Genomic DNA, 25416 nt, shown 5'->3' on the forward strand with positions numbered 1-25416 from the left:
AGACATGGCCATCGAGTACCGCATCACTCTCGACGACAACCATCAGTTCAGTTACAGGATCGAGCTGGACCGGGTGTATGAGGCAGAGGCTGCGCAAAGCGCACCGGCCTGGACGCGTCTCGAATATCAGCAGTGCAGCAACTGCCCGCTGAGCAAGGATAACTTCAGCCATTGTCCGGCGGCTGTCGATTTGCACCGGGTCATCGAGGATTTTCAGGGCCTGCCGGCATTCAAGAAAGTGGCTGTGTGGGTGCGTACACCTGAGCGCGAGTACAACAAGCAGGTGGGCCTAGAAGAGGGCTTGCGCGCGTTGCTCGGGGTAATCATGGCCACCAGCGCCTGTCCGGTGCTGGGTAAGCTCAAGCCGATGGCGCAGCACCATCTGCCGTTTGCTAATAGCCAGGAATTCATCTTGCGCACGGTGTCGTTGTACCTGACGCAGCAGTACTTCAACCTGCGCGAGGGGCGTACTCCTGACTGGGAGCTGAGAGGTCTGGTGCGTATGTTTCAGCAACTACAGCTGGTCAATCAGGCGTTTTGGCAGCGCATTCACGCAACCTGCGAGGGTGACTCCAACCTCAAGGCGTTCCTGACCTTCTTCTCCATGGCGTCGAGCATGACCTATTCGCTGGAAACTCAGCTGCAGAAGATTCGCCCACTGGTCATGAGCTCGCCCGATAGCGGTGAATAACGCAGCCGCGTTATTCACCCGCAGCTCGCGTTACTCGGCTTTTTTCAGGCGCACGGCCAGCACATCGCAGGGCGCGCCGTGCAGCACGTCGTTGGCTGTTGAGCCCAGCAGCAGCGCCAGGCCGTGGCGGCCGTGGCTGCCAACGACGATCAGGTCACATTGCTGTTCTTCGGCCAGGCGATGGATTTCCTGGCGCGGTTGACCGTAGGCCAGGTGGCGCTGTTCGGCGCTGAGGTCGGGATACTTGTCGGCAAACTTGTCCAGGCGCTCGCGGGCTTGGTCGAACTGCTGTTGTTGCAGCATCGACAGGTCCATTGGTACGTCGCCGCCAAAGGCCATGGCCATGGGTTCGACGATATGCACCACAGACAACTTGGCCCCGCTGCTGGCGGCTAGTTTTTGCGCGCGGTGCATAACCGGGTCGCATTCCTCGGTAAGGTCGACGGCGACCAGAATGTGTTGGTAGGGCATGGGGTAAGTCTCCTTGCAAATGAATCAATGGTTGTAGTATGGCCGTCCTGAGCACTGATGACAGGCTTTTGCCGGTGAGATAACGATATGAGTCCCTGGTTTGTGCTTTTGTTTGTAGCAATTTTGCTTAGCCCATTGTCCTGGTTGGCACCCTCGCGCCACCAGCGTGGGCGGATGGATGTGCGTATGCAAGCGCGACGTTTGGGGGTGGCAATGCAGTTGTCGCCCCAGGAGTGGCCGCATTGGCTGCTGCAATGGCCGCCAGGTACTTGCCCGCAGTATTACCGTGCGCGCCGACGCGGCCAGGTCGACAGTTGGTGCTATTGGCAGATGGAACCGGGGCAGTGGCTCAACAAATGGCGCGAGCCCTGCACTGATCAGGCATTGCTGGTGCAATTGCAGGCGCTGCCTGCCGATGCGTTCAAGGTCGAAGCAACCGATCAGATGCTCGCAATATGCTGGGGCGAACGAGGCGCTAGCGCAGCGCTGGAGAAAATTGTCGCGTTTCTCCAGGCCAAAGCGTAAATAAAAGAAAGCCCAGTGCAAGCACTGGGCCGGAGTACGGCCAGGCAGGCCGGTAAAGCGAATGCGGATGGCGGCGGTGACGATCAGAGATTGGTGGCCGCGTACTGACTGGAAATCTGTTCAATGCCCTGGATGATGGTGTTGGAATACTTGTTGACCAGAAAGGGCACGCTATTTTCGTTGTAGTTGATCAGCGACTTTTCAATATAGCGCCATTTGGTGGTGACCCCTTTCCAGGATTGCTTGAGCTGCGGCGTATTCTTGGGGTCTTTCTCCAGCGCCGCCATCTTGCCGGCGAACTCACTGACCAGCTCCTCAATCGGGCGTGCATCGCCGCCGCCTATAAAAGTGGCGCCTACCGAGGCGCTGCGTGAGGCGTAATCCACGGCAATGCCCTGCATCAGAATGCTCTGCTCGCGGCTGCGCTGGGTTAGTGCGGGCACGCTGTAGCTGCCTTCTTGCTGGATTTTGGTGTACAGCTCCTGGCTCAGGGCCATCAGTTGCTGGTTGCGGGCTGCCAGATCGGCTATCGGCTGCAGGTCGGTGTAGCCCTGGCTCTTCAGTGCACTGATTAGGTTGTTGATACCGATCTGATAATCCTTCCATTGCCGATCAAGCTGCGAGCGCAGCGCTTTCGCGCCTTCGCCGGGCATCTCAGTCAGCGCCGTCAGGTGGCTATTCACCTCGCTCAGCGAGTCGTTGATCATCCGCGCGTAGCGTTGGTCACCCTCCATGCCATTGAACATATAAAAATCGCCAAGGGATTTTTGTGCAGCCAGGCGCAGCTGGTGCAGTTTCAGCAGGCTGGTGGCGGTATCTGCAGCTTGGGTCGCGGCGCTAAAAAGGGGGAGAGTGATAGTGAGCAGGGTGCTCAAAACAATGGCAAGCATGCGGCTCGACATGGGGGGAACTCCGTGCGCCCTTGATTGGGCTCTAATTGTTTTTGTTTTGGCTACGGGCTGTCTAAAACGACCGTATTGAGACGACTGTACCTGCAGCTAAATCATTTTGCTAGGTATGCGCTGGATCACACTTTTGTTTTCAGGGTTGGCCAAGTAACCGTATATCGCAGCAGATGACCGCCTGTTCGCTGCAGAGGTGAAAGTGCGTTGGCGTAGGCCTGAACGTAATTTTTTGTACGCCTTTGCCGCCTCCACAGGCCAATTGACAAGTAGGGGCTTTTCCTTGAAGGTGTGCGCACCCAAATCAAACGGGCGTATGAATTGAGCGTTTGCCTGCAAAGGCACCGCCTTTACAGCCCGATTATCGCGTCGGTGGGTGTACCAGGCTGATTGGGGCTACTCTGAGGCGGCAACGCCGTGGAGTAGCTTGCTGGTTGGCTCCGATGTGTACCGTTCAGCTTCCATACCGTGGAGATCAGTTGATGATTTACGAAGGTAAAGCCATCACGGTTAAGGCTCTTGAGAGTGGCATCGTCGAATTGAAATTCGACCTCAAGGGTGAATCCGTCAACAAATTCAACCGTCTTACCCTCAATGAACTGCGTCAATCCGTTGATGCGATCAAGGCTGATGGTTCGATCAAGGGCGTGATTGTCACCAGTGGCAAAGACGTATTTATCGTCGGCGCTGACATCACCGAGTTCGTCGACAACTTCAAGCTGCCGGACGAAGAACTGGTGGCTGGCAACCTCGAAGCCAACAAGATCTTCAGTGACTTTGAAGACCTCAATGTTCCGACTGTTGTCGCAATCAACGGCATCGCTTTAGGCGGTGGTTTTGAGATGTGCCTGGCTGCGGATTACCGCGTCATGGCCGAAAGTGCCAAAGTTGGCCTGCCGGAAGTCAAGCTGGGCATCTACCCAGGCTTCGGCGGTACCGTGCGTCTGCCGCGGGTTATCGGTACCGATAACGCCGTTGAGTGGATTGCCGGTGGTAAAGAAAATAAAGCTGCTGATGCCCTGAAAATGGGCGCAGTGGATGCCGTGGTTGCTGCTGACAAGCTGCAAGCCGCTGCCCTGGACCTGATCAATCGCGCCATTTCCGGCGAGCTGGATTACAAGGCCAAGCGTCAGCCGAAGCTGGAAAAGCTCAAGCTCAACGCGATTGAGCAGATGATGTGCTTCGAAACTGCCAAAGGTTTCGTCGCAGGCCAGGCCGGGCCGAACTATCCGGCGCCGGTTGAAGCGATCAAAACCATTCAGAAAGCCGCCAACTTCGGTCGCGACAAAGCGCTGGAAGTGGAAGCTGCTGGCTTTGTCAAACTGGCTAAAACGCCAGTTGCTGCTAGCTTGATCGGCCTGTTCCTGAATGATCAGGAACTGAAGAAGAAGTCTAAGCAGCACGACGAAATCGCCAAAGACGTGAAGCTGGCTGCCGTGCTCGGCGCGGGCATCATGGGTGGCGGTATCGCCTACCAGTCTGCGTCCAAGGGCACCCCGATTTTGATGAAGGATATCCGTGAAGAGGGTATTCAGATGGGGCTGGCTGAGGCTTCCAAGCTGCTCGGTGGCCGTGTTGCCAAGGGTCGTATGACCCCGGCGCAGATGGCTGAAGCCCTCACCGCTATTCGTCCGACCATGTCCTATGGCGATTTCGGTGCTGTCGATATCGTTGTCGAAGCAGTCGTCGAGAACCCTAAGGTCAAGCAGATCGTGCTGGCTGAAGTGGAAGGCGTGGTCAAAGAAGACGCAATCCTCGCATCGAACACTTCGACCATTTCCATCAACTTGCTGGCCAAGGCCCTCAAGCGTCCGGAAAACTTCGTCGGCATGCACTTCTTCAACCCGGTGCACATGATGCCGCTGGTTGAAGTGATTCGTGGCGAGAAGTCCAGCGATGTAGCTGTTGCAACTACCGTTGCTTACGCCAAGAAAATGGGTAAGACCCCGATTGTGGTCAACGACTGCCCAGGCTTTTTGGTCAACCGCGTGCTGTTCCCGTACTTCGGCGGCTTCTCCAAGCTGCTCGGTTTCGGTGTGGACTTCGTGCGTATCGACAAAGTCATGGAGAAGTTCGGCTGGCCGATGGGCCCGGCGTACCTGTCCGACGTGGTAGGTATCGACACCGGTCACCACGGCCGCGACGTAATGGCTGAAGGCTTCCCGGATCGCATGGCCGTTGAAGGCCGTACTGCGGTTGACGTGATGTATGAAGCAGATCGCCTGGGCCAGAAGAACGGCAAAGGCTTCTACTCCTACGAAATGGACAAACGCGGCAAGCCGAAGAAGGTCTCCGATCCGGTTGCCTATGACCTGCTCAAGTCCATCGTCACCGAGCAGCGTGAAGTGACTGATGAAGACATCATCAACTTCATGATGATTCCTCTGTGCATGGAAACCGTGCGTTGTCTGGAAGACGGCATCGTTGATACCGCAGCTGAGGCCGATATGGGCCTGATCTACGGCATTGGCTTCCCTCCGTTCCGCGGTGGTGCGCTGCGTTACATCGATTCCGTCGGTGTAGCCGAGTTCGTTGCCCTGGCCGACAAATACGCCGAGCTGGGCGCGCTGTACACCCCGACTGCCAAGCTTCGCGAAATGGCCGCTAACGGCCAGAAGTTTTTCGGTTAATCGCGGTCAGACTAGAGCGAGAGTGAATTTATGAGCCTGAATCCTAGAGATGCAGTCATCGTCGACTTCGGTCGTACCCCGATGGGTCGTTCCAAGGGCGGCATGCATCGCAACACCCGTGCCGAAACCATGTCGGCCAACCTGATCAGCGGCGTGCTGGCACGTAACACCAAGCTGGATCCAGCTGAAGTGGAAGACGTGATCTGGGGCTGCGTTAACCAGACCCTGGAGCAGGGCTGGAACATCGCGCGCATGGCGTCGCTGATGACCCAGATCCCGCACACTGCTGCTGGCCAGACTGTGAGCCGCCTGTGCGGTTCGTCCATGAGCGCTCTGCACACTGCTGTGCAGGCGATCCAGACCGGCAACGGTGACGTGTTCGTCATCGGCGGTGTGGAGCACATGGGCCACGTTGGCATGATGCACGGCGTTGATCCAAACCCGCACCTGTCGCTGTACGCGGCCAAGGCCTCGGGCATGATGGGCCTGACTGCAGAAATGCTCGGCAAGATGCATGGCATCAGCCGTGAGGCGCAGGACGCGTTCGGTGAGCGTTCGCACCGCCTGGCGCACAAGGCCACCGTCGAAGGCAAGTTCAAGGATGAAATCATCCCGATGCAAGGCTTTGATGAGAACGGCTTCCTCAAGGTGTTCGACTACGACGAAACCATTCGTCCGGAAACCACCCTGGCAAGCTTGGCGGCGCTGAAGCCTGCGTTCAACCCGAAAGGCGGCACCGTGACTGCAGGTACGTCCTCGCAGATCACTGACGGCGCTTCCTGCATGATCGTCATGAGCGCCCAACGCGCCCAAGACCTCGGCATTCAGCCAATGGCCGTGGTTCGCGCCATGGCGGTGGCTGGTGTTGATCCAGCGATCATGGGTTACGGTCCAGTACCGTCGACCCAGAAAGCCCTCAAGCGTGCTGGCCTGACCATCAATGACATCGACTTCTTCGAGCTCAACGAAGCCTTCGCCGCCCAGGCTCTGCCTGTGCTGAAGGACCTGAAAGTGCTCGACAAGATGGAAGAGAAGGTCAACCTGCACGGCGGCGCTATCGCTCTGGGTCACCCGTTCGGTTGTTCCGGCGCGCGTATCTCCGGTACCCTGCTGAACGTGATGAAGCAGAATGGCGGCACCTTCGGTGTGTCGACCATGTGCGTAGGTCTCGGCCAAGGCATCACCACCGTCTTCGAACGCCTCTAAGCTTTACTGGGTGTAAGAGATGGAAAAACCGGGGCCAAGTGCCCCGGTTTTTGTTTCTCCGCAAAAAATCTTCAAGGAATTCACTCATGCAGCTACAGCCTGGCCTCTACCGTCATTACAAAGGCCCTGAATACCGTGTGTTTGGCGTAGCCCAGCATTCGGAAACGGAGCAGGCGATGGTGGTCTATCAGGCGCTGTACGGCGAGTTTGGCCTGTGGGTGCGACCGTTGGAGATGTTCTGCGAAAGCGTCGAGGTGGACGGCGAGACGGTTCCACGCTTTGCTTTGATTCAGGCTGAAACCGCACTGTTTACTCGGCCTTGAGCTGACATCGGGCCATTGCTGCGCTTGACCTCGGGCGGACCACCACTATATATAGCGGTGCCGCGCTAGCAGGCAGTACAGCGCCTCCCGCATTTATTTATCGAATTTCAGGAATTTTCCAATCCATGGGCAAATCGCTGGTCATCGTGGAATCCCCGGCCAAGGCCAAGACCATCAACAAGTACTTGGGTAACGAGTACGTGGTGAAGTCGAGCATCGGCCACATCCGTGACCTACCCACCAGTGGTTCGGCGAGTACCGCCAAAGAGCCGGTCAAGCGTGGCAAAGCCGCTGCAGGTGAAGTACCGGCGCTGTCGCCCAAGGAAAAAGCCAAGCGTCAGCTGTTTGCGCGTATGGGGGTTGATCCCGAACACGGCTGGAAAGCCAAGTACGAGATCCTTCCAGGCAAAGAGAAGGTCGTCGAGGAATTGCGCCGTTTGGCCAAGGATGCTGACACCATCTACCTCGCAACCGACTTGGACCGCGAGGGGGAAGCCATTGCCTGGCACCTGCGCGAATCCATCGGTGGTGACGACAGCCGCTACAAGCGCGTGGTGTTCAACGAAATCACCAAGAAAGCCATCCAGGAAGCGTTTTCCAAGCCGGGTGAGCTGGATATCAATCGAGTCAACGCCCAGCAGGCGCGGCGCTTCCTCGACCGCGTTGTGGGCTATATGGTTTCGCCCCTGCTGTGGGCCAAGATCGCTCGCGGCCTGTCCGCCGGCCGTGTGCAGTCGGTGGCGGTGAAGCTGGTGGTCGAGCGCGAGAAAGAAATCCGCGCGTTTGTTCCCGAAGAATACTGGGAAGTGCACGCCGATCTGGGCACCGCCAAAGGTGCCAATGTGCGCTTTGAAGTGGCTCGTGAGAACGGCGCAGCCTTCAAGCCGCTGAATGAGGCCCAGGCCATGGCGGCCCTGGCGACGCTGAAAGCCTCCAGCTACAGCATCAGCAAGCGCGAAGACAAACCGACCAGCAGCAAGCCTTCGGCGCCGTTTATCACTTCCACACTGCAGCAGGCCGCGAGCAACCGCCTGGGCTTCGGGGTGAAGAAGACCATGATGATGGCCCAGCGTCTGTATGAGGCCGGCTACATCACCTATATGCGTACCGACTCGACCAACCTCTCGGCCGATGCTGTGAGCATGGTGCGGGACTTTATCGAAGGCGAGTTCGGCAAGAAGTACCTGCCCGCCAACCCGATTGCCTACAGCAGCAAGGAAGGGGCCCAGGAGGCTCACGAAGCGATTCGTCCTTCCGACGTCAACCTCAAGCCGACCCAGCTGTCGGGCATGGAGCGTGACGCCGAGCGCCTGTATGAGCTGATCTGGCGCCAGTTTGTAGCCTGCCAGATGCCGCCGGCCGAATACCTGTCGACCACCGTGACCGTCACAGCAGCGCAGTTCGAGCTGCGCGCCAAGGGCCGTATCCTCAAATTTGACGGCTATACCCGCGCATTGCCGCAGCTGAGTAAGCCGGGCGATGACGATGTACTGCCGGAAATGAATCAGGGCGAAGTGCTCAAACTGGTCAAACTCGACCCCAGCCAGCACTTCACCAAGCCGCCGGCGCGTTACTCGGAAGCCAGCCTGGTCAAGGAGATGGAAAAGCGCGGTATCGGTCGCCCGTCGACCTATGCCGCGATCATCGGCACCATCCAGGACCGTGGCTACGTGGCATTGCACAACCGCCGTTTCTACTCGGAGAAGATGGGTGACATCGTCACTGAGCGTTTGTCCGAAAGCTTCGCCAACCTGATGGACTATGGCTTTACCGCCGGCATGGAAGAGCATCTGGATGATGTAGCCCAGGGCGAGCGCGAGTGGAAGCATGTGCTCGATGAGTTCTACGGCGACTTCAAGAAAAAGCTCGAAGTGGCTGAAGCAGGCGAGGGCGGCATGCGTGCCAACCAGCCTACGCTTACTAATATCGCCTGCCGCGATTGCGGCCGGCCGATGACCATTCGTACCGCATCAACGGGGGTATTCCTTGGTTGCTCCGGCTATGCACTGCCGCCCAAAGAGCGCTGCAAGGCCACCGTCAACCTGGTGCCGGGCGATGAAATTGCTGCGGACGACGAGGGTGAGTCGGAGTCACGCGTGCTGCTCGGCAAGCACCGCTGCCCGATCTGCTCGACCGCGATGGATGCCTACCTGCTCGATGAAACCCGCAAGTTGCATATCTGCGGTAATAACCCCGATTGCGCGGGTTATGAGGTGGAGCAGGGCCAGTACCGCATCAAGGGCTATGAAGGCCCGAGCCTGGAGTGCGACAAGTGCGGCAGCCAGATGCAGCTGAAAACCGGTCGTTTCGGCAAGTTCTTTGGCTGTACCAATAGCGAATGCAAGAACACCCGCAAGCTGCTGAAAAGCGGTGAGGCGGCGCCGCCGAAAATGGACCCGGTGAAGATGCCGGAGCTCAAGTGCGAGAAGGTCAACGACACCTACATCTTGCGCGATGGCGCTTCCGGTCTGTTCCTGGCGGCCAGCCAGTTCCCGAAAAACCGCGAAACCCGCGCACCGCTGGTGTTGGAACTGATCCCGCACAAGGATGAGATCGATCCCAAGTACCACTTCCTCTGCGACGCGCCGAAGAAAGACCCGCAAGGCCGTGCTGCGGTAATCCGCTACAGCCGCAAGACCAAGGAGCAGTACGTGCAGACCGAAGTCGACGGCAAGCCGACCGGCTGGCGTGCGTTCTTTGATGGCGGCAAGTGGAAAGTCGAAGACAAGAGTTGATCAACCGCTGATTGAGCACAACGCGCGCCCGCCGCTGGCTGGCGCGCGTATGCTTATCCAATCCGTTATGGAGGGCGCCGCAATGGCCAATGAACTCTATACCCGCACCAATCAGAAAATTTTCTATGCCGGCCTGGCGCTGGAGTCCTGGCGCAAAGCTGAACAGGGCCAGAGCATGAATGCCTTGGCTTTGATCCAGGCTGAGCGTGAGGCGGCGTTATTTCACCTGTACGGTGCCTTGCTGGGCCTATGTCATGAGATTGCCGGTTATTACCGTTTGCCGGACAGCGCCGCGCCGCGTGCCGAGCGCTTCCTCACTGAAGACGTGTTGCAGGCGGCGCCAAGCCAGGAACTGGGTGAGTTGGTCGAGTTGGCGCAGGCGTCCGATAGCTGGGTCGCGCAACTGCTCAAAGCCTATGCCGAGCTGTTTCAGCCGCCGCAGGCCGGCAAGAAGGCCAAGCTCGATCCCGCTACGCCGCTGATCACAGCGGTCAGTCTAGATGAGCAAGTCGTGCCCTTGGCGCAGGAGACGCTTGAGGCCTGGCGTCAGCAGCTGAAGGCTCTGGCGCAGCGCTTTCGGCAAACCCTGAGCGAGTGGTAAGGGGCTGATTGGACCGGCGGACTAGGGCGAGTCCGGGTCGGCTGTTACACTGTCGGCCTTTCGTGGAGAGCTAAGCCAATGCCTACATCATTCCTGGAAATTGTTGAATTGCCCGACGGACGCATTGCCCTGCGTCGCGCAGAGGATGAAGAATCACTGGTGGTGCTGGATTTCTCTGCCGATGCCAAAGCCTTTCTGCAGGGGCAGCATGTCGAGGTAGCCAAGGCCATGCTCAATGTCGGAGTGCAGATGGCGGGGCGTTTGGCGGAAAACAACTTTCAGAATGAAGAGGAGCCACGGGTTCTGCATTGAGTGCAGAGTTCTTTAGGGCTCTGAGCTAGAGCGTTCTGCTCGCCTTAGCCGTTTCTTGCATTAAGGTTCACTGGCTGACACGCACATTTATTGTGCGTGACGTCTGGCCAACTACCCCAGGCTTATATTCAGGCTTTGCGCCTTGCCCTGACGGGCCGCTTGCTCAAGTTGTTGTCGCGCCTGGCGTTCAAGTGGATGCAGCCAGCTGACTACGGTATGACTGCGGCCCAGCGTCAAAGCTTGTTGCGCCAATTCCAGCGCGCTTTGTGCGCCGCGTGGGTGCAGCAGCAGGATGCGTTCACGGTTGAGGCCGGCCTCGCGTAGCCAGGCTTGGGTCAGGCTTGAGGGCGGGGCGATCAGGGTCAGCCAACGTTCGTCGAGGTTATCGCTAAGCTCACGCAGAACTGGCGCTAGAAGATTCAGGCAGTGCCCTGCTGCACCACGCAGCGACAGTTCACTGAACGCCTCTGTCTCATCATCCTGCCAGGGCAGCTCAGCGCTGTCGGCAAGTAATGGCGTCACCGTCGATGCCAGGAACGCATCGAACAAAGGCAGTTGTGTACGGTTCACTGAATGCGGGAACTGCATAGATCCTCCACTAGCGGCGGATAACGCCGACGCTCAAACCTTCAATAATCAGATCCTGTTCTTCCAGGTTTACTTCGATTGGCGCGAACTCTGGGTTCTCGGCAATCAGCCAGACCTTGTTGCCTTCACGCTTGAATCGCTTGACGGTCACTTCATCGTCCAGGCGCGCTACTACCACCTGACCGTTACGAGCTTCTCGGGTGGTGTGTACGGCCAGCAGATCGCCATCGAAAATGCCGATGTCTTTCATGCTCATGCCGCGTACGCGCAGCAGGTAGTCGGCCTTGGGGTGGAAGAAATCTGGATTGATCTTGCAGGACTCTTCGATATGTTGCTGTGCCAGAATCGGCGCGCCTGCGGCAACGCGGCCAATCACCGGCAAGCCCTCGTCTTCCTCGGCATTGGGTTCGAAGCCTGGGATGCGAATACCGCGCGAAGCCCCCGGGGTCATTTCAATTGCACCTTTTCGGGCCAGGGCTTTAAGGTGCTCTTCCGCTGCGTTGGGTGATTTAAAACCCAGTTTCAAGGCAATTTCCGCTCGGGTAGGCGGGTAGCCGTTGTCTTCAAGGCATTGCTTGATGAAGGCGAGAATTTCAGCTTGGCGCGGCGTCAGTTTTAACATGGTCGGCTCTGTTTTTTTGTACAGTGACTGGGATTATATACAGTGATCGGCGCTTGGCAATCCTTGTGTTCTGATCTCTGCTCAATTGTCCTTCATATCGTCTGTTGCAGCGCACTGTTACTCAGGCTGTTCACGGGGCGTCTAGCAAGGGTGCGGATTCCACGCCATTCGGACACTCAGCCCACGCTGATCCGGACACCTGTTCCACGGTCATCCGGACAGGCAGTCGGAGCGCAGCGACGCAGGATATGCATTGTTAGTCTGAGGTGCCCGGCGTCGTCAATTTCTTCGCCCGCCTGCGCATCGACTCTCCCTTCAGGTTGATCCGGTAGGCGTTGTGCACCAGGCGGTCGAGGATGGCGTCGGCCAGGGTCGGATCGCCGATCAGTTCGTGCCAGTTGTCCACCGGCATCTGACTGGTCACGATGGTTGAGCGTTGGCCGTAGCGGTCGTCCAGCAGCTCCAGCATGTCGCGGCGCTGTTCGGTGGTGAACGGTGCCAGGCCCCAGTCATCGAGGATCAGCAGGTCGGTCTTGGCGTAGCTGCTCATCAGCTTGACGAAGCGGCCGTCGCCATGTGCCAGGCCCAGTTCTTCCAGCAGCCGTGGCAGGCGCAGATAGCGCACGCTGCAGCCGTCCCGGCAGGCCTGGTGGGCCAGGGCGCAGGCCAGCCAGGTTTTGCCGACGCCGGTGGGGCCGCCGATGATCAGGTTGAGGCCGTCGCGCAGCCACTGGCCGCTGCGCAGTTGCAGGATCAGCGCCTTGTCCAGCCCGCGCGGGGCGCGGTAGTCGATGTCTTCGAGGCAGGCGTTGTGCTTGAGCCGGGCCTGGCGTAGGCGGTTGCTCAGGCGCTTGTCGTCGCGCTCGGTCAGCTCGCGATCGACCAACAGGCCGAGGCGTTCTTCGAAGCTCAGGCTGTCGATGTCGGGTGTTTTCAGTTGCTCGGCGAGGGCTTTGAGCATGCCGTGCAGGCGCAGGGTTTGCAGCTTGTCCAGGGTCGGGTGAGGCAGCATGGTGGGATTCCTTTGTTCAGTGGTAGTAGCCGGGGCCGCGCAGGTTGGCGTGGTCGTCCGGTAGTAGGGGTAGGTTCTGTTGAGCCAGCGGCAGGTTTTCCAGGCCTTGGCGCAGAATCGATTCGAGGCTTTTGTAGCTACAGGCACCGAGGCTTAGGGCGCGCTGGCAGGCGGCTTCCAGCCGTTCTTCGCCGTGGTGCTTGCCCAGGCGCAGGATGCCCAGGCAAGCGCGGTAGCCATGCTGCGGATGCACGCGCCGTTCGAGGATGTGGCTGATTACGCCGGCGGTGTTCGGGCCGGTCTGCTCGGCCCAGCGGATAAGCCGTTGAGGCGTCCACTCGGCATGCTCGCGATGGCTCTTGGGCATGTGCTCGGTCTGCGTGCTGTGCCGGCCTTTGTGCAGGGAGCGTACGTGGCTGGCCACCCGCTGGTTGGCGTGGAAGCACTCCACGGTGCGGGCCGTCAGGCGCACCTCCAGCTGCTTCTTCACCAGCTGGTAGGGCACCGAGTAGTAATGCCCATCGACCTCGACGTGGTAGTCGATGTGCACCCGCGCCTTCTTCCACTCGGCATAGACGTAGGGCTGCTCCGGCAACGGGCGCAGAGCCGGGCGATCCAGGCTGGCGAAGGCCGACTGCCGGGAGCCCGGCAGCTTCTTGAACGGCCGTTGGTTGAGCCGCTCCAGCAGCACGGCGATGGCCGTGTTGAGCTCGTCCAGGGAGAAGAACTGGCGATGGCGCAAGGCGGCGAGGATCCAGCGCTCGACCACCTGCACGCCGACCTCGGCCTTGGCCTTGTCGCGGGGCTTACGCGCCCGCGCCGGCACCACCGCCACGCCATAGTGCTCGGCCAAGTCGCGGTAGCTGGGGTTGATGTCCGGTTCGTAGCGATGGGCCTTGCTCACCGCACTGCGCAGGTTGTCCGGCACCACGATCTCCGGCACCCCGCCGAGGAAGGCGAAGCAACGGGCATGGGAGCCCAGCCAGTCCGGCAACTGCTGCGACCAGGTGGCCTCGGCGAAGGTGTAGCTGGAGGCACCGAGTACCGCGACGAATACCTGCGCCTGGCGGATCTCGCCGCTGTGACGGTCGATCACCGGCATCGTCTGACCTGCGTAGTCGACGAACAGCTTTTCGCCGACGCGGTGCTCCTGGCGCATCACCACATCGACCTTGCCGGCCCAGGCCCGGTAGTGCTCGCAGAACCAGCTGTACTGGAAGCCCTGTGGCTGGCCCAGCCGATACTCCTGCCAGAGCAGCGCCAGGGTCACGCCTGGTCGGCGCAGCTCGGCATGCACCCAGGCCCAGTCGGGAGTTGGTCGTTGCTCAGAGGGGATCTCCGGCGGTGGCGGGAACAGGCGCCGCTCCAGCTCTGCGTCGGACAACTCAGCAGGGAGCGGCCAGGAGAGGCCGCAGGCCGTGAATCGGCAAAGGTAATCACCGGCACTGCTGTGACCTATGCCCAGACTGCGGGAGATCTTACGGACAGACAGCCCGCAATCGAACTTGAGGCGCAACACTTCACGGATTTTACGCATGGATAAACGCTCCACGACGACCTCTCTGCTTCGAAAAAGAGGCCAATGGTAGTGAATAAATCCTGCGTAGCTGCCTGCCAGAAAGTGTCCGGATGGCTGTGGAATCAGTGTCCGGATGCTCGTGGAATGGGTGTCCGGATCAGCGTGGAATCACTGTCCGGATGTGCGTGGAATGGGTGTCCGAGTCAGCGCGGAATCCGCAGCAAGGGTTGGCCTCTACCTTTAGCGGGTGTCTGTGACCACCCGGCCATAAGATGGTTTGCCCGGCTTGACAAGGCGGGCGGCTGAAACGTATGTTTAAAACAAGTGTTTGTTCAGATGAAAAGAGTCATGGCCCAGTCGGAAACCGTTGAACGCATTCTCGATGCGGCAGAGCAGCTTTTTGCGGAGAAAGGTTTCGCAGAAACCTCTCTGCGTTTGATCACCAGCAAAGCAGGGGTGAACCTGGCTGCGGTGAATTATCACTTCGGCTCGAAGAAGGCCTTGATTCAGGCGGTATTCTCGCGTTTTCTCGGGCCTTTTTGCGTAAGCCTTGAGCGTGAATTGGATCGTCGTCAGGCCAAGTCGGAAACCAAGGTCAGCCTCGAAGAGCTGCTTGAGTTGTTGGTCGAGCAGGCACTGGCAGTAAAGCCGCGTAGTGGCAACGATCTTTCCATCTTTATGCGTCTGCTGGGGCTGGCCTTCAGCCAGAGCCAGGGTCACCTGCGTAAGTACCTAGAAGAGGTATACGGCAAGGTGTTCCGCCGCTATATGCAATTGGTACACGAAGCCGCACCGCGTATCCCACCGCTGGAGCTGTTCTGGCGCGTGCACTTTATGCTGGGCGCCGCAGCGTTCAGCATGTCTGGGATCAAGGCCCTCCGAGCGATGTCGGAAACCGATTTCGGGGTGAACACCTCGATTGAGCAGGTGATGCGCCTGATGGTGCCATTTTTGGCTGCAGGCATGCGTTCTGAAACCGGTTTGACCGATGAAGACCTGGCCAGCGCCCAGCTCAAACCGCGCAGCAAAACCCCCGCTGTCCCCAGCAAAGTTTGATCTCGGCGGGTGGGCTTGGTGGATGCTATCCGCTAAGCTAGCCGCCCATGGTTACTCTCGATTTTCTGCATATTTCCCTCGCCGATCAGTGCCTGTATGGCTTTGCCAACGGGCAGCTGCAGATGCGCCTGAGTATTTCCACCGCGCTGAATGGCGCTGGTGAGCGCAATGGTTCCGGCTGTACGCCGCGTGGTTTGCACAAGGTGCGGGCGAAGATTGGCGAGGGTTTGCCAAATGCTGCCGTGCTGCGTGGACGGCGCTGGACCGGCGAGGTCTGGTCGAGCGAGTTGCATGCGCAATTTCCTGGGCGTGACTGGATTCTTACGCGCATTCTCTGGCTGAGTGGGTGTGAGCCTGGACGCAACCGTCTGGGTGCAGTCGATACCTTTCGCCGCTATATCTACCTACACGGTACGCCGGACAGCGAGCCCATGGGCGTGGCGCTGTCGCATGGCTGTGTGCGCCTGCGCAACAGCGATCTGCTGGAACTCTTTGCGCGCGTCCCGGTTCACTGTGCGGTACAGATTGACGAAGCGGCCTGCCCCGAGTGGGCGGTTGCGCCTCTTATTTAAGGACGAGTTGTGAGTGCACCCATGCAAGGTTCATTGATGCTGGATATCGCCGGTACCTGGTTGACAGCGGAGGATCGTCAGATCCTGCGTCAACCTCAGGTGGCTGGTTTGATTCTGTTCGCGCGCAATATCGAAGATCCGCGCCAAGTGCGCGAGCTGTCTGCTGCGATTCGCGCGGTTCGGCCGGACTTGCTGCTGGCGGTGGATCAGGAAGGCGGGCGGGTGCAACGTTTGCGCCAGGGCTTTGTGCGCTTGCCGGCGATGCGTGCGTTGGCCGATAACGCCAATGCCGAGCATCTGGCCGAGCAGTGCGGCTGGGTCATGGCCACCGAAGTGTTGGCTGCTGGTTTGGACCTGAGTTTTGCCCCAGTGCTGGATCTCGATCATCAGCGCAGCGCGGTGGTTGGCAGCCGTTCTTTTGAAAGTGATGCGCCGCGCGCCACTTTACTGGCCGGCGTGTTTATCCGTGGGATGAACGCTGCGGGTATGGCCGCCACGGGCAAGCATTTCCCCGGTCATGGCTGGGCTGAGGCAGATTCTCATGTGGCCATCCCGGTGGATGAGCGCAGTCTGGAGCAGATTCGCGCAGTCGATTTACAGCCCTTTGCTCAATTGAGTCGACAGTTGGCTGCGGTGATGCCCGCACATGTGATCTACCCTCAGGTTGACAGCCAGCCTGCGGGTTTTTCCCGGCGCTGGTTGCAGGACATCCTGCGCGGCGAGCTGGCCTTTGATGGGGTGATTTTCAGCGACGATCTGTCCATGGCCGGCGCCCATGTGGTCGGCGATGCGGCCTGCCGCATCGAAGCGGCGCTGGCTGCGGGTTGTGACATGGGCCTGGTGTGTAATGACCGGGCAGCGGCTGAGCTGGCCTTGAGCGCCTTGCAGCGTCTCAAGGTTGAACCGCCGCAAGGGCTGGCGCGCATGCGTCGGCAAGCCTTCCCCGGTATTGAGTATCGACAGAGCCCGCGCTGGCTGGCAGCACTTGGCAGCCTGCGCGATGCGCAATTAATCGACTAGGAGTAAGGGATGACGGTTTACGCGATTATTGGTGGTACCGGTCTGACCAAGCTGGACGGCCTGACCATTAAGGCGGCACTGCATATCGATACGCCCTATGGCGCTCCCTCGGCTGCGGTACTCAAAGGTGATTATGCCGGCCGTGAGGTGTTGTTTCTCGCGCGTCACGGGCATCCGCATCGCATTCCACCGCATCAGGTCAACTACCGCGCCAACCTCTGGGCGCTGCGTGAGGCGGGCGCCAAAGCGATTATCGCCGTGAACGCGGTGGGCGGAATTCACGCGGCCATGGGCACCGGGCACTTCTGCTTGCCGCACCAGATTATCGATTACACCTACGGGCGTGAGCACACCTATTTCGAGGGTGAGCTGGAGCATGTCACCCATGTGGATTTCAGCCATCCCTATGACGCCGGGCTGCGCACCAAGCTGGTCAATGCCCTGGCTGCCGAACACTGTGCATTCAGCAATCATGGGGTTTATGGCTGCACCCAGGGGCCACGTCTGGAAACCGCCGCCGAAATCGCACGGATGGAGCGCGATGGTTGCGACATCGTCGGCATGACCGGTATGCCGGAGGCAGTGTTGGCCCGTGAGCTGGCCTTGCCCTACGCCTGCCTGGCGCTGGTGGTAAACCCGGCTGCAGGCAAGTCCCGCGCGCTGATCACCATGGCGGAAATCGAACGCGCTTTGGAAGAAGGCATGGGCACGGTTAAGGCCGTATTGGCGCGGGTGCTGGCTAGCTGAGTGGGGCAGTGCAGCAACAAAAAAAGGGCCGCATTACGCGGCCTTTTTTTGTGTCTGTGTTTTTAGAGTGGGCTGACGCGAATCAGCATGCCGAGGCTGCCATTATCGACAAAGGTCAGCTCGCCGCTTTTCAGGCGGCTGTTCTGCTTGATGCGTTCGCTGTCCGTGATGATGCCGCTGGCGTCGATCTGGTTGACCCAGATGTCGCTGTCCAGCTCGATCACACGGCCGGCCTTGAGGCTGAGGGTGCCTTCGACGGGGTAGTGGCCGAACTGCTCATTGCCAGTGCTGATGGCGACGCTGCTGTTCGACTCGCCCAGGCTCTGCGACCAGGCCTTGTGCAGCAATACCTGATAACCGCTGGAAGGGCTGAGTTTGCCGGCTTCGGCATTCAGTGCGGTGCTGCGGCTGTTGCTGCCATCCACCGGCAGTGCGTTCTGTGCCCAGTTGTCGGGCGGCAGCTGGCCGGCGGAAATTGGCGTGGCGGCCTGGCGGAATACGATGACTTCAACCTGGTACAGGCGATCAGCCAGGGCGGCAGTGCTGCTGAGCAGGCCCAGCAGGATTAGCGGCAGTAGAGCCAGGTTGCGGAATGCGCGCATGGGTCAGTCCTTTAGGTAGAGGGAGTCAGGCGCTCGAACAGCGCCTCTAAGGTATTGAAGCGTTCTTCCGGGCGCTCCATGGGCACCTGGATTTTAAACATCGTCGCGCCTTCGAATTTGTAACGGTTTGGCGCGCCCTGGATCAGCTTGATCAGGGTCAGCGGATCTACGCAGGTGTCAGCAGTAAACTCGATACGCCCGCCTTGTGGGCCGGCATCGACCTTTTTGATCCCGAGCTTTTCCGCCTGCAATTTCATCAGGGTGATGCGTATCAGGTTCTTGCTTGCATCCGGCAGCAGGCCGAAGCGGTCGATCATCTCCACTTGCAGCTCTTTCAGGCCATCTTCGTCGGCGGCGTTGGCGATGCGTTTGTAGAGGATCAGCCGCGCATGCACGTCGGGCAGGTAATCCTCGGGGATCAGCGCCGGCACACGCAGGTTGATCTCCGGGCCGCCGCCCAGGGGTTGGTCGAGATTGGGCTGCTCGCCTTTACGGATGGATTTCACCGCACGTTCGAGCATTTCCATATAGAGGGTGAAGCCCACCGCCTGAATTTGCCCGCTCTGGCCGTCGCCGAGCAGTTCGCCGGCGCCGCGAATTTCCAGGTCATGGGTGGCCAAGAGGAATCCTGCGCCGAGGTCTTGGGCGCCGGAGATGGCTTCCAGGCGTTTCTGCGCGTCGTCGGTCATCTGCTTGCGTGGTGGCGTCAGCAGGTAGGCGTAAGCCTGGTGGTGGCTGCGACCGACGCGGCCGCGCAACTGGTGCAGCTGAGCCAGGCCGAACTTGTCGGCGCGTTCGATGATGATGGTGTTGGCGCTGGGTACGTCGATACCGGTTTCGATAATGGTCGAGGCGATCAGCACGTTGAAGCGCTTGTGATAGAAGTCACCCATCACCTGTTCCAGCTCGCGCTCGCGCATCTGTCCGTGGCCGATGCCTATGCGCGCTTCGGGCACCAGTTCGGCCAGGTCGGCGGCGCATTTCTCGATGGTTTTCACATCGTTGTGCAGGTAGTACACCTGGCCGCCGCGCAGCAATTCGCGCAATAGCGCTTCCTTGATGGTCGGGTTGTTCTGTTCCATGACGAAGGTGCGCACTGACAGACGGCGCGCTGGCGGCGTGGCGATGATCGACAAGTCACGCATGCCAGCCACGGCCATATTCAACGTGCGCGGGATTGGCGTGGCGGTGAGGGTGAGGATGTCGACTTCGCTGCGCAGGGTTTTCAGCTGTTCCTTCTGGCGTACGCCGAAACGGTGCTCTTCATCGATGATCACCAGGCCCAGGTTGCTGAACTTGACGTCCTCCTGCAGCAACTTGTGCGTGCCGATAACAATGTCGACCTTTCCTTCGGCCAATTGCTGCACGGCGTCGCTGACTTCGCGGGCCGACTTGAAGCGGCTCATGACCTCGACTTTTACCGGCCAATCGGCAAAGCGGTCGCGGAAGCTGTTGTAGTGCTGCTGGGCGAGCAAGGTGGTCGGCACCAGTACCGCGACTTGCTTGCCGCCATGCACGGCGATAAAGGCGGCGCGCATCGCCACTTCGGTTTTGCCGAAGCCAACATCGCCGCAGACCAGGCGGTCCATCGGCTTGGGCGCGAGCATGTCGTCATGCACGGCTTCGATGGCGGCTTGCTGGTCCGGGGTTTCTTCGAAGGGGAAGCCGGCGCTGAAGGTGGCGTAATCGGCCTTCGGGTCGGCAAAGGCATAGCCTTCGCGTGCGGCGCGGCGGGCATAGATGTCGAGCAGTTCGGCGGCGACATCGCGCACCTGCTCGGCGGCCTTGCGCTTGGCCTTCTGCCAGATTTCCGAGCCCAAGCGGTGCAGTGGGGCGAGGGCGTCGTCGCTGCCGGTGTAGCGGGCGATCAGGTGCAGGCTGGCCACCGGCACATACAGCTTGGCTTCTTCGGCGTACATCAGGGCGAGAAATTCGGCGGCTTGGCCGTCGAACTCCATGGTCACCAGGCCCAGGTAACGGCCTACACCGTGATCGATATGCACCACCGGCGCGCCTTCGCGCAGCTCGGTGAGGTTCTTGATGACGTTGTCGCCGCCGTCGCGGGATTTCTCCCGGCGTCGGCGCTGCATAACGCGCTGGCCGAACAGCGGGCTTTCCGCCACCAGAGCCAGGTCTTCGAGCAGCAGGCCGTCATCCAGTGGCGCGATGCAGATGCCTAAGCGTTGTTTGCTGGCGGTGAAGGCTGGCCAGCTCTCGAATTCGTTGGGCTTGAGTTTGAGGCGCGCGAGCAATTCCAGCAGCACTTCGCGTCGCCCGGCGGACTCGGCGCAGAACAGCACGCGTCCGGGGTATTCCTCGATAAAGCGGCGCAGCGCCGCCAGCGGCTCGCCGGCCTTGGCCTGGATCGCCAGGTCGGGAAGCGGCTTGGCGTTGAAACGCAGGCGGCCGACGCCTTCTTCGATATCGTCCTGGCTCACCACCACGCGCGGCCAGTTTTTCAGGCGGGCGAAGCAGTCTTCCACCGGTAGGAAGATATCGGCCGGCGGCAGCAGCGGGCGTTCCGGGTCAACGCGGCGGTCTTCATAGCGGCTGCGCGCATCCACCCAGAAATGCTCGGCGGCTTTCTCGATGCCTGGCAGGGAAAACACCTGGGTGTCGGCGGGTAAATAGTCGAAGAGGGTGGCGGTTTCTTCGAAGAACAGCGGCAGGTAGTACTCGATGCCGGCCGGGGTAATGCCGGTGCTCAGATCTTGATAGATCGGGCAGCGGCGAAAATCCACGTCGAAGCGCTCGCGAAAGCGTCCGCGAAAATCGGTAACGGCTTTCTTTTCCAGTGGGAATTCGCGCGCCGGCAGCAGCTTGACCGAGTCGACCTTGTCGATCGAGCGCTGGGTTTCCGGGTCGAAGGTGCGCAGGGTTTCGATTTCATCATCGAACAGGTCGATGCGGTAGGGCAGGCTGCTGCCCATCGGGAACAAGTCGATCAGTGCGCCGCGTACGGCGAACTCGCCATGCTCGTACACCGTATCCACGCAGCGATAGCCGGCGGCTTCCAGGTTGCCGCGCATCTGGTTGACGTCCAGTTGCTGGCCGACCTGCATGACCAGGCTGCTGCCGAGCAGAAAACGCTTGGGCGCCAGGCGGTGTAAGGCGGTGGTGATCGGGACTACCAATACGCCGTGCTTCAGCTCAGGCAGGCGATACAGCGCGGCGATACGCTGAGAAATGATGTCCTGGTGCGGCGAGAACAGGTCGTAGGGCAGGGTTTCCCAGTCAGGGAAATGCAGCACCGGCAAATCCGGAGCGAAAAAACTCAGCTCCTCTTGCAGGCGCTCGGCACTCTCGCTGCCTTCTGTCAGCAGCAGGGTGAAACGTTTGGCATTGCTGGCGGCTTCGGCAATCGCCAGGCTCAGCGCGGCACCGGGCAGGTTGCCCCAGTGTTGTTTGCCGGCAGTGGCCGGCAGGGACGGTAGACGCAGTACAGGCACGGGCGGCTCACGGTCATGGCACAAGGTCGGCGATTGTAGCGGGCGTTTATAGGCGGTGTCAGTTACGACAGTCGTGCATTGCTCATGCTTGCTTGCGCCGTCATAATGTAGCCCCTTTTTTCAGCCCCTACATGTGGAAGGTACAGCCCGTGACTCAGAAGCCCGACCAGTGTCTCGGTGAGTGGATCGATCGAGAAGCCCTTGCGGAAGCGATGATTCCGATGATTGGCCAACTCTACCGTAACAACAACGTGGTCACCTCGATCTACGGCCGTGGTTTGATCAACCGTTCGGTGATCGACATTCTCAAGGCCCACCGCTTCGCCCGTCACCGCCTGACCGGCGACAGCGAGCTGTCGGTGCACGATACCTTCCTGGTGCTCAAGGCCATGAGCGAGCTCAAGCTGGGCGCCGCTTCGGTTGACCTGGGCAAGATGGTCAGCAAGTTCAAGGCTGAGGGCCAGGGCCGCAGCATCGAGCAGTTCACTAAAGACGAGCTGGTTGAAGTGGCTGGCAAGCAGAACAGCGAAGCCCGCGAAGGCACCGACGTGGTGCTGTACGGCTTCGGTCGTATCGGTCGTCTGCTGGCGCGCATCCTGATCGAAAAAACCGGTGGTGGCGACGGCCTTCGTCTGCGCGCCATCGTCGTGCGCAAAGGCGCGAGCAATGACCTGGTCAAGCGCGCCAGCCTGCTGCGCCGCGACTCGGTACACGGTAAGTTCGATGGCACTATCACCATCGACGAAGAAAACAGCACCCTGACCGCCAACGGCAACCTGATTCAGGTGATCTACGCCAAGTCGCCGGCCGAGGTGGATTACACCCAGTACGGCATCAAGAACGCGCTGCTGGTGGACAACACCGGTGTTTGGCGTGACGCCGAGGGCCTCGGTCAGCATCTGGCGTGCCCGGGCGTCGACCGCGTTGTGCTCACCGCACCTGGCAAGGGCGCACTGAAGAACATCGTGCACGGCATCAACCACAGTGAGATAACTGCTGACGACAAGATCATCTCGGCCGCTTCCTGCACCACCAACGCCATCGTGCCGGTGCTCAAGGCGATCAATGATCAGTACGGCATCGTTAATGGTCACGTTGAAACCGTTCACTCGTACACCAACGACCAGAACCTGATCGACAACTTCCACAAGGGCGACCGCCGTGGCCGCAGCGCACCGCTGAATATGGTGATCACCGAGACCGGTGCCGCCACTGCTGCTGCCAAGGCGCTGCCCGTGCTGAAAGGCAAGCTGACCGGCAATGCCATTCGCGTCCCGACGCCGAACGTGTCGATGGCCATTCTCAACCTCAACCTTGAGAAAGCCACCACCCGTGAAGAAGTCAACGAATACCTGCGCCAGATGGCCATGCACTCGGACCTGCAGAAGCAGATCGACTTCGTCAGCTCCCAGGAAGTAGTCTCCACCGACTTCGTGGGCTCGCGTCACGCTGGTGTCGTCGATGCTGAAGCCACCATCTGCAATGACAACCGCGTTGTGCTGTACGTGTGGTACGACAACGAGTTTGGTTACAGCTGCCAGGTGGTGCGCGTGATGGAAGACATGGCCGGGGTCAACCCGCCAGCCTTCCCGCGCTAAGCGCACGCAGCACATAAAAACGGGAGCTTCGGCTCCCGTTTTTGTTGTCTGAAATTGCTGGGGCTAGTCGGCCAGCAGACTAGTACGCAACTCATCCGAAAGGCCGTTGGGCGACAGCCAGATGCCCAGGTAGGCCTTGGCCAGGGCTTGATCCTGGCTGGTGTAGGCGACTTTGCCATTCACTTCCAGGGTCAGGCCGCTGTGCTGGTTGAGGTTCAGGGCGTAGCGGTCGCCGGGGCGAATATCCCTGAAAGTGGCATGCAGGGCGTCTAACTCGGGGCGCAGGCGCTGCAGTGTGGCGGCGTCGTGTTGGCGTTCGAGGGTGACCCAGGCTGCCTTGATCACGTCTTGGCTATCGATGTCGCGAAAGTAATAGAGCTCCAGGCGTTGCGTGAGTGGCTTGGCGACCGCCTGGCTGGCGCTGGCTTCGCTGGGGGCATAGAAGGCGGCGGCGTAGACATCGACCCACAGGTAGGTCAACACGCTCTGGTTCTTGCGTTCCAGGCTGTTCTGTTCGATCTCATGAGTGGCGGCGAAGTTGGCTTCTTGCAGGCGTTCGCGATTGTTGGCGAATAACTCGCCGCTCAGCAGCAATAGGGTGGTAAGTGCGAGTAGCAGGCGCATGGTAAGGCTCCAGTGGGTCTATTAGTCTTGTGTCGCGCGCGGCGGCTTTGTAGTCAAGTCGCCATCTGTTGCCTTCTGTTACGTTAAACCGGATAAAAGCAAGCGCTTGGGTGGCCAGTGGCCGACGGCGCGACTTATAATCGGGCAGATTTTTTCCCGCGACCGACATCCTGCCCAGCGCCTGACTTGTTTTTGGCGTTGCGCCGCATTTTTCTGCGTTGGTGTCGTCCGTATTCTAAAAAAGCTTATAAATCAGTGGTTAGGCAAACCTATGATCAAAATCAAACATGGGCTTGATTTGCCCATAACAGGCGTGCCGACGCAGCGCATTGAGGCTGCAAGGCCGGTGCGTAGTGTTGCCGTCATAGGCTTCGATTATCACGGTATGAAGCCTTCGATGGAGGTTCAGGTCGGTGACCGGGTCAAGCTTGGCCAGGTGCTGTTCTCGGACAAGAAGTCGCCAGGCGTGCAATACACCGCTCCAGCCGCAGGCGTAATCAGCGCCATCCATCGCGGTGAGAAGCGAGTGCTGCAATCGGTGGTAATCGATGTTGAGGGTGATGAGCAAATCACCTTTGATCAGGTATCAGTCGACCAGTTGGCGACTGTAGGCGATGCCAAAGTGCGTGAAGTGCTGCTGCAGTCGGGCCTGTGGACCGCATTTCGCGCCCGCCCGTTCAGCAAGGTGCCGGCTGCTGATGCGCAGCCGAGCTCGATTTTTGTTACAGCTATTGATACCCACCCGCTGGCAGCTGATCCGGCTGTGGTGATTGCCGAGTACGCCGCCGACTTTACTAACGGTCTGCAGGTACTGAGCAATCTGGGCAAGGTGTTCCTTTGCAAGGCCGAGGGTACCAACTTACCTGGCGAAGAGCTGAGCAAGGTGCACACCGAAGCCTTCGCCGGCCCACACCCTGCAGGCTTGCCGGGTACGCACATCCACTTCCTTGATCCGGTCAGCGTTACTAAGAGCGTCTGGTCGATCAATTATCAGGACGTGATTGCCGTCGGCAAACTGTTCACCACCGGGCAGCTCTGGACTGAGCGCGTTATCGCGCTGGCCGGCCCTGTGGTTGAGCAGCCGCGTCTGCTGCGCACCCGCCTGGGCGCCAGCCTCAGTGAACTGACTGCAGGCCAACTGCAGCCAGGTTTTAACCGGGTTATTTCTGGTTCGGTGCTGGGGGGGCGTACCGCGCAGGGCGCTTTCGCCTTCCTCGGTCGTTATCACCTGCAGGTGTCCTGTCTGGTTGAAGGCCATGAGCGTGAGCTGATGCATTACCTGCGTGCCGGGGTTAACAAGCACTCGGTGATGAACATCTTTGTGTCCAAGCTCAACGCTGCGAAGAAGTTCGCCTTCTCCACCACCACCAATGGTAGCCCGCGCGCCATGGTGCCGGTGGGTAACTACGAAGCGGTGATGCCGCTGGATATTCTGCCAACCCAACTGCTGCGCTACCTGATCGTCGGTGACACCGAGATGGCTCAGAAACTGGGCTGTCTGGAACTTGATGAAGAAGACCTGGCGCTGTGCACCTATGTGTGTGCCGGCAAGTATGAGTACGGCCCGATCCTGCGCGATAACCTCGCCCGTATTGAGAAGGAGGGTTAAAT

General features: G+C 59.7%; 23 protein-coding genes. 14 read left to right on the forward strand and 9 right to left on the reverse strand.

Annotation, left to right across the window (positions count from 1 at the left end; translation table 11 throughout):
- The first annotated feature begins 4 nt into the window (after positions 1-4).
- Positions 5-691, forward strand: coding sequence for a DUF6901 family protein (locus tag AC0T4W_RS07485; protein WP_476318127.1), 687 nt, complete (start codon positions 5-7; stop codon positions 689-691).
- Between the two features lie 30 nt (positions 692-721).
- Here the strand turns inward: AC0T4W_RS07485 and AC0T4W_RS07490 are convergent, their stop codons facing one another.
- Positions 722-1162 (reverse strand): universal stress protein, encoded by a 441-nt coding sequence (locus AC0T4W_RS07490; protein WP_476318130.1) that lies wholly within the window; start codon positions 1160-1162, stop codon positions 722-724.
- Positions 1163-1249: 87 nt separating this feature from the next.
- Between AC0T4W_RS07490 and AC0T4W_RS07495 the strand changes: the two genes are divergently transcribed.
- Positions 1250-1687, forward strand: a complete 438-nt coding sequence (locus AC0T4W_RS07495) for a hypothetical protein (protein WP_476318133.1) — start codon at positions 1250-1252, stop codon at positions 1685-1687.
- A gap of 83 nt (positions 1688-1770) precedes the next feature.
- On the opposite strand, the gene AC0T4W_RS07500 is transcribed toward AC0T4W_RS07495, so the two are convergent.
- A complete protein-coding gene (locus AC0T4W_RS07500; protein WP_476318136.1) occupies positions 1771-2589 on the reverse strand; it encodes a hypothetical protein in 819 nt (272 codons plus the stop codon).
- Between the two features lie 482 nt (positions 2590-3071).
- Here AC0T4W_RS07500 and fadB point away from each other — a divergent pair, with 482 nt between their 5' ends.
- From fadB to AC0T4W_RS07530, 6 genes are all read left to right on the forward strand, one after another.
- Positions 3072-5219 (forward strand): fatty acid oxidation complex subunit alpha FadB, encoded by a 2148-nt coding sequence (gene fadB, locus AC0T4W_RS07505; protein ID WP_476318139.1) that lies wholly within the window; start codon positions 3072-3074, stop codon positions 5217-5219.
- Positions 5220-5249: 30 nt separating this feature from the next.
- On the forward strand, positions 5250-6425 hold the full coding sequence (gene fadA, locus AC0T4W_RS07510) for an acetyl-CoA C-acyltransferase FadA (protein WP_476318142.1): 1176 nt from the start codon (positions 5250-5252) through the stop codon (positions 6423-6425).
- An 86-nt stretch (positions 6426-6511) separates the two neighbouring features.
- Positions 6512-6748 (forward strand): DUF1653 domain-containing protein, encoded by a 237-nt coding sequence (locus tag AC0T4W_RS07515; RefSeq protein WP_090387350.1) that lies wholly within the window; start codon positions 6512-6514, stop codon positions 6746-6748.
- A gap of 125 nt (positions 6749-6873) precedes the next feature.
- The gene (topA, locus tag AC0T4W_RS07520; protein ID WP_476318146.1) at positions 6874-9483 is read left to right on the forward strand and encodes a type I DNA topoisomerase; all 2610 of its coding nucleotides are present in this window, start codon (positions 6874-6876) and stop codon (positions 9481-9483) included.
- A gap of 82 nt (positions 9484-9565) precedes the next feature.
- Positions 9566-10084, forward strand: a complete 519-nt coding sequence (locus tag AC0T4W_RS07525; protein ID WP_476318149.1) for a DUF6586 family protein — start codon at positions 9566-9568, stop codon at positions 10082-10084.
- A 78-nt stretch (positions 10085-10162) separates the two neighbouring features.
- Positions 10163-10396 carry a hypothetical protein gene (locus AC0T4W_RS07530; protein ID WP_476318152.1) on the forward strand — a complete coding sequence of 78 codons (234 nt, stop codon included), beginning with the start codon at positions 10163-10165 and terminating at the stop codon, positions 10394-10396.
- Between the two features lie 111 nt (positions 10397-10507).
- Here the strand turns inward: AC0T4W_RS07530 and sulA are convergent, their stop codons facing one another.
- From sulA to istA, 4 genes are all read right to left on the reverse strand, one after another.
- Positions 10508-10984, reverse strand: a complete 477-nt coding sequence (gene sulA / locus AC0T4W_RS07535; protein WP_476318155.1) for an SOS-induced cell division inhibitor SulA — start codon at positions 10982-10984, stop codon at positions 10508-10510.
- Positions 10985-10994: 10 nt separating this feature from the next.
- A complete protein-coding gene (lexA, locus tag AC0T4W_RS07540; RefSeq protein WP_476318158.1) occupies positions 10995-11606 on the reverse strand; it encodes a transcriptional repressor LexA in 612 nt (203 codons plus the stop codon).
- Positions 11607-11862: 256 nt separating this feature from the next.
- Positions 11863-12618 carry an IS21-like element helper ATPase IstB gene (istB, locus tag AC0T4W_RS07545; RefSeq protein WP_476314780.1) on the reverse strand — a complete coding sequence of 252 codons (756 nt, stop codon included), beginning with the start codon at positions 12616-12618 and terminating at the stop codon, positions 11863-11865.
- Between the two features lie 16 nt (positions 12619-12634).
- On the reverse strand, positions 12635-14155 hold the full coding sequence (istA, locus tag AC0T4W_RS07550) for an IS21 family transposase (RefSeq protein WP_476318161.1): 1521 nt from the start codon (positions 14153-14155) through the stop codon (positions 12635-12637).
- Positions 14156-14485: 330 nt separating this feature from the next.
- Between istA and AC0T4W_RS07555 the strand changes: the two genes are divergently transcribed.
- The 4 genes from AC0T4W_RS07555 to AC0T4W_RS07570 are packed head-to-tail and all read left to right on the forward strand — an operon-like array spanning position 14486 to position 17532.
- The gene (locus tag AC0T4W_RS07555; RefSeq protein WP_476318164.1) at positions 14486-15193 is read left to right on the forward strand and encodes a TetR/AcrR family transcriptional regulator; all 708 of its coding nucleotides are present in this window, start codon (positions 14486-14488) and stop codon (positions 15191-15193) included.
- A 47-nt stretch (positions 15194-15240) separates the two neighbouring features.
- On the forward strand, positions 15241-15765 hold the full coding sequence (locus AC0T4W_RS07560; RefSeq protein WP_476318167.1) for a L,D-transpeptidase family protein: 525 nt from the start codon (positions 15241-15243) through the stop codon (positions 15763-15765).
- A gap of 21 nt (positions 15766-15786) precedes the next feature.
- Positions 15787-16785: a beta-N-acetylhexosaminidase gene (gene nagZ, locus AC0T4W_RS07565; RefSeq protein WP_476318170.1), complete on the forward strand. Its 999-nt coding sequence runs from the start codon at positions 15787-15789 to the stop codon at positions 16783-16785.
- Between the two features lie 9 nt (positions 16786-16794).
- Positions 16795-17532, forward strand: a complete 738-nt coding sequence (locus AC0T4W_RS07570; protein WP_476318173.1) for an S-methyl-5'-thioinosine phosphorylase — start codon at positions 16795-16797, stop codon at positions 17530-17532.
- 62 nt (positions 17533-17594) lie between these two features.
- On the opposite strand, the gene AC0T4W_RS07575 is transcribed toward AC0T4W_RS07570, so the two are convergent.
- Positions 17595-18134, reverse strand: a complete 540-nt coding sequence (locus tag AC0T4W_RS07575) for a CsiV family protein (RefSeq protein ID WP_476318176.1) — start codon at positions 18132-18134, stop codon at positions 17595-17597.
- Positions 18135-18145: 11 nt separating this feature from the next.
- The gene (mfd, locus tag AC0T4W_RS07580) at positions 18146-21583 is read right to left on the reverse strand and encodes a transcription-repair coupling factor (protein WP_476318179.1); all 3438 of its coding nucleotides are present in this window, start codon (positions 21581-21583) and stop codon (positions 18146-18148) included.
- A gap of 131 nt (positions 21584-21714) precedes the next feature.
- Here mfd and AC0T4W_RS07585 point away from each other — a divergent pair, with 131 nt between their 5' ends.
- Positions 21715-23181, forward strand: coding sequence for a glyceraldehyde-3-phosphate dehydrogenase (locus AC0T4W_RS07585; protein ID WP_476318182.1), 1467 nt, complete (start codon positions 21715-21717; stop codon positions 23179-23181).
- Positions 23182-23244: 63 nt separating this feature from the next.
- Here AC0T4W_RS07585 and AC0T4W_RS07590 read toward each other — a convergent pair whose 3' ends face one another.
- Positions 23245-23805 (reverse strand): chalcone isomerase family protein, encoded by a 561-nt coding sequence (locus AC0T4W_RS07590; protein ID WP_476318185.1) that lies wholly within the window; start codon positions 23803-23805, stop codon positions 23245-23247.
- 271 nt (positions 23806-24076) lie between these two features.
- Here AC0T4W_RS07590 and AC0T4W_RS07595 point away from each other — a divergent pair, with 271 nt between their 5' ends.
- Positions 24077-25414 (forward strand): Na(+)-translocating NADH-quinone reductase subunit A, encoded by a 1338-nt coding sequence (locus AC0T4W_RS07595; protein WP_476318188.1) that lies wholly within the window; start codon positions 24077-24079, stop codon positions 25412-25414.
- Positions 25415-25416 lie beyond the last annotated feature (2 nt).

This window comes from Pseudomonas sp. C7.1, assembly GCF_056312395.1.

Coding starts and splice junctions, on each gene's coding strand:
- AC0T4W_RS07555 (WP_476318164.1), top strand. CDS start 14,486: ATGGCCCAGTCGGAAACCGTTGAACGCATTCTCGATGCGGCAGAGCAG.
- sulA (WP_476318155.1), bottom strand. CDS start 10,984: ATGCAGTTCCCGCATTCAGTGAACCGTACACAACTGCCTTTGTTCGAT.
- AC0T4W_RS07525 (WP_476318149.1), top strand. CDS start 9,566: ATGGCCAATGAACTCTATACCCGCACCAATCAGAAAATTTTCTATGCC.
- AC0T4W_RS07575 (WP_476318176.1), bottom strand. CDS start 18,134: ATGCGCGCATTCCGCAACCTGGCTCTACTGCCGCTAATCCTGCTGGGC.
- AC0T4W_RS07515 (WP_090387350.1), top strand. CDS start 6,512: ATGCAGCTACAGCCTGGCCTCTACCGTCATTACAAAGGCCCTGAATAC.
- AC0T4W_RS07490 (WP_476318130.1), bottom strand. CDS start 1,162: ATGCCCTACCAACACATTCTGGTCGCCGTCGACCTTACCGAGGAATGC.
- AC0T4W_RS07560 (WP_476318167.1), top strand. CDS start 15,241: ATGGTTACTCTCGATTTTCTGCATATTTCCCTCGCCGATCAGTGCCTG.
- lexA (WP_476318158.1), bottom strand. CDS start 11,606: ATGTTAAAACTGACGCCGCGCCAAGCTGAAATTCTCGCCTTCATCAAG.
- AC0T4W_RS07570 (WP_476318173.1), top strand. CDS start 16,795: ATGACGGTTTACGCGATTATTGGTGGTACCGGTCTGACCAAGCTGGAC.
- AC0T4W_RS07495 (WP_476318133.1), top strand. CDS start 1,250: ATGAGTCCCTGGTTTGTGCTTTTGTTTGTAGCAATTTTGCTTAGCCCA.
- AC0T4W_RS07530 (WP_476318152.1), top strand. CDS start 10,163: ATGCCTACATCATTCCTGGAAATTGTTGAATTGCCCGACGGACGCATT.
- istB (WP_476314780.1), bottom strand. CDS start 12,618: ATGCTGCCTCACCCGACCCTGGACAAGCTGCAAACCCTGCGCCTGCAC.
- AC0T4W_RS07500 (WP_476318136.1), bottom strand. CDS start 2,589: ATGTCGAGCCGCATGCTTGCCATTGTTTTGAGCACCCTGCTCACTATC.
- AC0T4W_RS07485 (WP_476318127.1), top strand. CDS start 5: ATGGCCATCGAGTACCGCATCACTCTCGACGACAACCATCAGTTCAGT.
- fadA (WP_476318142.1), top strand. CDS start 5,250: ATGAGCCTGAATCCTAGAGATGCAGTCATCGTCGACTTCGGTCGTACC.
- fadB (WP_476318139.1), top strand. CDS start 3,072: ATGATTTACGAAGGTAAAGCCATCACGGTTAAGGCTCTTGAGAGTGGC.
- topA (WP_476318146.1), top strand. CDS start 6,874: ATGGGCAAATCGCTGGTCATCGTGGAATCCCCGGCCAAGGCCAAGACC.
- AC0T4W_RS07595 (WP_476318188.1), top strand. CDS start 24,077: ATGATCAAAATCAAACATGGGCTTGATTTGCCCATAACAGGCGTGCCG.
- istA (WP_476318161.1), bottom strand. CDS start 14,155: ATGCGTAAAATCCGTGAAGTGTTGCGCCTCAAGTTCGATTGCGGGCTG.
- AC0T4W_RS07585 (WP_476318182.1), top strand. CDS start 21,715: ATGTGGAAGGTACAGCCCGTGACTCAGAAGCCCGACCAGTGTCTCGGT.
- AC0T4W_RS07590 (WP_476318185.1), bottom strand. CDS start 23,805: ATGCGCCTGCTACTCGCACTTACCACCCTATTGCTGCTGAGCGGCGAG.
- nagZ (WP_476318170.1), top strand. CDS start 15,787: ATGCAAGGTTCATTGATGCTGGATATCGCCGGTACCTGGTTGACAGCG.